This is a genomic window from Streptomyces sp. OfavH-34-F, from assembly GCF_022347745.1.
GTDB lineage: Bacteria > Actinomycetota > Actinomycetes > Streptomycetales > Streptomycetaceae > Streptomyces.
In genome coordinates this window covers 1-4,644 of sequence record NZ_JAKRGC010000411.1, presented here as the reverse complement: position 1 = coordinate 4,644, position 4,644 = coordinate 1, and the positions used below count along the sequence as shown (strand labels likewise).

6 protein-coding genes are annotated in these 4,644 nt (G+C 75.7%); 5 read left to right on the top strand and 1 reads right to left on the bottom strand.

Annotated features, from left to right (window positions below):
- The 4 genes from MHW47_RS32220 to MHW47_RS32205 form a co-directional block, all read left to right on the top strand.
- Positions 1-251 (top strand): hypothetical protein (locus MHW47_RS32220; RefSeq protein ID WP_239227396.1); only part of this gene is annotated, 251 nt, incomplete at its 5' end.
- Complete coding sequence (locus MHW47_RS32215) at positions 248-1,129, top strand: S8 family serine peptidase (protein WP_239227395.1); 882 nt, start codon at positions 248-250, stop codon at positions 1,127-1,129. The genes MHW47_RS32220 and MHW47_RS32215, both read left to right, overlap by 4 nt.
- Positions 1,116-1,667 (top strand): GAF domain-containing protein, encoded by a 552-nt coding sequence (locus MHW47_RS32210; protein ID WP_239227394.1) that lies wholly within the window; start codon positions 1,116-1,118, stop codon positions 1,665-1,667. Before MHW47_RS32215 ends, MHW47_RS32210 begins: the two co-directional genes overlap by 14 nt.
- On the top strand, positions 1,660-2,661 hold the full coding sequence (locus tag MHW47_RS32205; RefSeq protein ID WP_239227393.1) for a hypothetical protein: 1,002 nt from the start codon (positions 1,660-1,662) through the stop codon (positions 2,659-2,661). Before MHW47_RS32210 ends, MHW47_RS32205 begins: the two co-directional genes overlap by 8 nt.
- A 7-nt stretch (positions 2,662-2,668) precedes the next feature.
- Here MHW47_RS32205 and MHW47_RS32200 read toward each other — a convergent pair whose 3' ends face one another.
- Positions 2,669-3,565 carry a LysR family transcriptional regulator gene (locus tag MHW47_RS32200; RefSeq protein ID WP_239227392.1) on the bottom strand — a complete coding sequence of 299 codons (897 nt, stop codon included), beginning with the start codon at positions 3,563-3,565 and terminating at the stop codon, positions 2,669-2,671.
- A 146-nt stretch (positions 3,566-3,711) separates the two neighbouring features.
- Between MHW47_RS32200 and MHW47_RS32195 the strand changes: the two genes are divergently transcribed.
- Positions 3,712-4,644, top strand: a 933-nt coding sequence (locus MHW47_RS32195; protein WP_239227391.1) for a 3-hydroxyacyl-CoA dehydrogenase NAD-binding domain-containing protein, incomplete at its 3' end; no start/stop codon positions are given.

The window sequence follows — 4,644 nt, the reverse complement described above, 5'->3', positions numbered from 1 at the left end:
CGCGCGAGGGGGCGTACGGGGCGGCGGTCGGGGACGCCGAGCGGGCCACCGCCGCCCTGGCGGGCACCGACGACCCCTGCCTCATCGGCGACGTGTGGTTCGAGGCGGCCCGGGTGCTGGCCGCCTCCGGGGAACCGGGGCGCGCCCGGCGGGCGGCCGGCCGGGCCCTCGACGCGCTGACGGCCAAGGAGGCCGTGCTCCCCGCCCGGACCGTACGGGCGTGGCTGACCGGACTGGAGGAGGAGCGATGAACGATCCCGATCCGCCCTGGAGACGGCCTCCCCGGGCCGTGACCCCGGGCATGCCCGCCTGGGGCGTGACGCGGGAGGAGGCCCGCCGGGAGTTCGCGGCCGTCCCGATGGACTCGGTCGGCCCGGAGTGGGCCTGGGGCGGGTCGGACGGTTCCGGCGTGCGGGTGTGCGTGGTGGACAGCGGGGTCGAGGCCGGCCACCCGATGGTCGGGGAGGTCGGGCCGGCGGTGACGGCCGTCCCGGACGAGGACGGCGAGGTGAGCATGGTGCCGTGCGAGCCGGTCGACCGGGCCGGCCACGGCACCGCCTGCGCCGGGGTGATCCGGTCCGTGGCGCCCGGTGTGACGCTCTCCTCCGCACAGGTGCTGACCGACGGCAGGACCGGCAGCGGTCCGGCCCTGATCGCCGGGCTCTCCTGGGCCATCGAGCAGGACTTCGACGTCATCAACCTGAGCCTGGCGACGACCCGTCCGGCCCTGACCGCGCAGCTCCACGAGCTGGTGGACCGGGCCTACTTCCGCCGCTGCGCGCTCGTCGTCTCCGCGCACAACCGGCCGGTACCCAGCTATCCCTGGTCGTTCTCCTCGGTGATCTCCGTCGCCAGCCACGACGAGGACGACCCGATGACGTACTACTACAACCCCGCGCCGCCCGTGGAGTTCCACGCGCGCGGGGTGCGCGTGCCCGTGGCGTGGCCCGGCGGCGGCACCATCCGCTCGACCGGCAACAGCTTCGCCGCGCCGCACATCGCCGGGCTGTGCGCGCTGATCCTCGGCAAGCACCCCTGGCTCACGCCGTTCCAGCTCAAGACGGTGCTGTTCCTCTGTGCCGCGAACACCGCCGGTCGCCTTGGAGGTGCCCACGATGAACCCTGTTGACGCCGCGACGCCCACGGAGCGCCGCCTGCTCCAGTCCGTCGTGGAGGTCGCGCGCCACGCCTTCGGGGCGGCGGCCTCCTCGATCTTCCTCATCGATCCCGGCTCCGGCGATCTGGTCTTCGAGGCCGTGGCCGGCGAGGGCGACGGCCAGTTGGTCGGTACGCGCTTCCCGGCCGGGACCGGCATCGCGGGCTGGGTCGCCGCGTCCGGGCAGTCGATGCTGGTCGACGACCTGCGCGAGTCCCGGCACTTCTCCGGCGAGGCCGCCGCCTCCACCGGGTACGTCCCCGACAGCATCATGGCCGCCCCGCTGTTCAGCGAGGACGAGTGCGTCGGCGTCCTGGAGGTGCTGGACCGGGGCGCCAACGGCGTACGGGAGATGGCCGACGTCGAACTGCTGGGGCTGCTGGCCGACCAGGCCGCCATCGGGCTCGAACTCCTCACCCGGCTGCGCGCCGCCGACCCCGGCATGCGCTCCGACAAGGCGCTCCGGCTCCTGGAGATGGCGGAGACCCTGCTGGCCCGCTCCCATGGCTGAGCGGACGGCCGCGCGGGCCGTCCTGCTGCTGACCAGACGGGGCGACGGGGAGGCGACCGAGACGGCCGCCCTGCTGCACCGGATCGGCGTGCCCGTGCACCGGATCGACGCGGACGGCCTGGCGCAGGTCCGGGCCGTCCGGGGGCCGGACGGCGTCCTGGACCTGGACGGGCACCGGTTCACGCCGACCGTGACCTGGCTGCGCCACTTCTCGGCGCGGGCCGCGTCCCCGGCCGGCACGCCGGGCGGGGAGCTGGTGTACCGGGACGCGTGGACCGCGCTGGCCCGGCAGCTCGCCGCCGCCTCCCCGGCCGCCATCGGCGCCGACGACCCGGGGCTGCTGGTGCAGCGGGACCGGGCGCGGGCACTCGGTGTGCGCGTCCCGCGCGCACTGGTCACCACCGACCCGGCGCGGGCGGCGGAGCTGCTGCCCGCCCGGCGCTACGTGCTGAAGGTGCTGGACCGGCACTACGTGGAGCCGGAGCCGGGCCGGCTCGACTGGTTCCTGCCCCGGGTCCTGGACCGCGACCGGCTCGGCGGGCCCGAGGCGACGGGGCTGCCGCACGGGACACCGGTGCTGCTCCAGGAGTACGTCGGGCACGACGCCGAGTACCGGGTCTACTGCGCCGGGGACGAGGTGCACGCCTTCGAGGTGGCCAAGGAGCGCCCGGAGGACATCTGGGACCGCCCCGACGAGGTGGCGGTGCGCCGGGTCCGGGCCCCGGAGGCGGTGGTCGCGGCGGCGCGGGCGCTGGCCGGGGAGGACGGCGCCGGGTACGGGGCGTACGACTTCCTGTGGGCCGGGGGCGAGCCGGTGTTCCTGGAGATGAACGCGCACGGCGACTGGCACTGGTTCGAGCGCAAGGCCGGCACCGACGCGGTGACCCGCGCGGTGGTGCGCACCGTCCGGGACCTGCACCGGTCCGCCGCGGGCGGGGCGCGCCCGGAGCCGGTCAGCCTGCTCGCCTTCCTCGGCGCGGGCCGGGCCGGGTGACGGGCGGTCAGCGGGCGGGGGTGGGCAGGGCGGTCTCGGCGACGGCGAGCACGGCGCGCAGGGCGGCGGACGGGTTGTCCGTGCGCCAGGCGAGCGCGGCCTGCCGGCGGATCGGCGGCCCGGCGAGCGGCCGGTAGACCAGGCCGCCGAGCCGGATGTGCTGGACGGAGGTCACGGTCAGCGTCACCCCGACGCCCGCCGCGACCAGCGCCAGGATGGTGTACGAGTCCGGCGCCTCCTGCACCACGCGCGGGTCGAAGCCGGCCGCCTCGCACGCCTCGACCATCGCGTCGCGCACGGTGGAGCCGCTGTTGGCCGGGAAGGCGACGAACGGCTCCCCGGCCAGCGCGTCGAGCGGGATCTCGGGGCGGGCGGCGAGCGGATGGTCGAGGGGGAGCGCGCAGACCAGCTCCTCCTCGTCGATCACCCGGCAGCTCACGCCCGGCCGGCTCACCGGCAGCCGGACGAACCCGAGGTCAAGCGAGCCGTCGGCGACGCGGGCGAGCGCCACGTTGGCGTAGGTCTGCCCGGTCATGACCAGCTCGACGCCCGGATGGGCGGCCCGCACCGCGCGGGTGAGCAGGGGCAGCGTCTCGTGGCTGGAGGCGCCCGCGAAGCCGATGCGCACCCGTCCGTACGCGCCCCGGCCGGCCGCCCGGGCGGCCCGTACCGCCGTGTCCAGGTCCTCCAGCACGGTCCGCACCGGCTGGAGGAAGGACTCCCCCGCGCTGGTGAGCCGCACCGAGCGGGTGTTGCGTTCGAAGAGCTGGACGCCGAGTTCCTTCTCCAGGCGGCGGATGCGCTGGCTGAGCGGCGGCTGCGCCATCTGGAGCCGCCGGGCGGCCCGTCCGAAGTGCAGTTCCTCCGCCACCGCGAGGAACGCGGCGAGATGCCGCAGCTCCATGCCGCCCCTCCCCCGGTCGTGCCGCCATGATTGATTCTTGCGGCGTCCGGGTCTGAGCCTAATTCGGTATTGGACGGGATCAAAGGCCGCTGACAGCGTCGGCAGCGCGGGCACCCGGCCCGCCCCGTCGAGAGGACAGGACCCGAATGCGTATCAGGATCGTCGGCGCCGGAGCCATGGGCCGCGGCATCGCCCAGTGGGCGGCCGTCGCCGGACACACCGTCGAACTGGGCGACGTGCGGTCCGAGGCGGTGACGGACGCGGTGGCCTTCGTGGGTTCCATGCTGGAGCGGGCCGTGGCCAAGGGCAGGCTGGCGGCGGCGGACGCGGAGGCGGCCGCGGGGCGGCTGGTCCCGCTGGACGACCCGTGGGCGGCGGGCCCCGAGGTGTCCCTGGTGATCGAGGCGGTGCGCGAGGACCTGGCGACCAAGACCGAGGTGTTCGGCCGCCTGGAGCAGGCCCTGCCCGAATCCGCCGTCTTCGCCACCAACACCTCCTCGCTCTCGGTGACCCGGATCGCCGCCGCGCTGAAGGACCCGGGGCGCCTGGCCGGGCTGCACTTCTTCAACCCGGTGCCGCTCATGCGGATCGTGGAGGTGGTGCCCGGCGCCGCCACCCGGCCGGAGATCCCGCCGCTGCTGACCTCGTTCGTGGAGGGCTGCGGCCACCGCGCGGTGACGGTCGCGGACACCCCCGGCTTCCTCGTCAACCACGCCGGGCGCGGGCTGGTGACCGAGGCGCTCGCCCTCCTGGAGGAGAACGTGGGCGAGCCGGCGGACATCGACCGGATCGCGCGCGAGGTGCTGGGGCTGCGGATGGGCCCGTTCGAGCTGATGGACCTCACCGGGCTCGATGTGACCGCCGCCGTCATCGACTCCATCTGGACGGGCTTCCGCCACGAGGACCGGCTGCGCCCCTCGTATCTGACGCCGAACCGGGTGGTGGCCGGGCTGCACGGCCGCAAGACCGGACACGGCTGGTACGGGTACGGCCCCGAGGCCGCCGGGCCCGCGCCGGAGCCGCCGGTCACCGGCGACGCGGACCGCCCGGTGCACGTCGTCGCCCCGGACCCGGCGCGG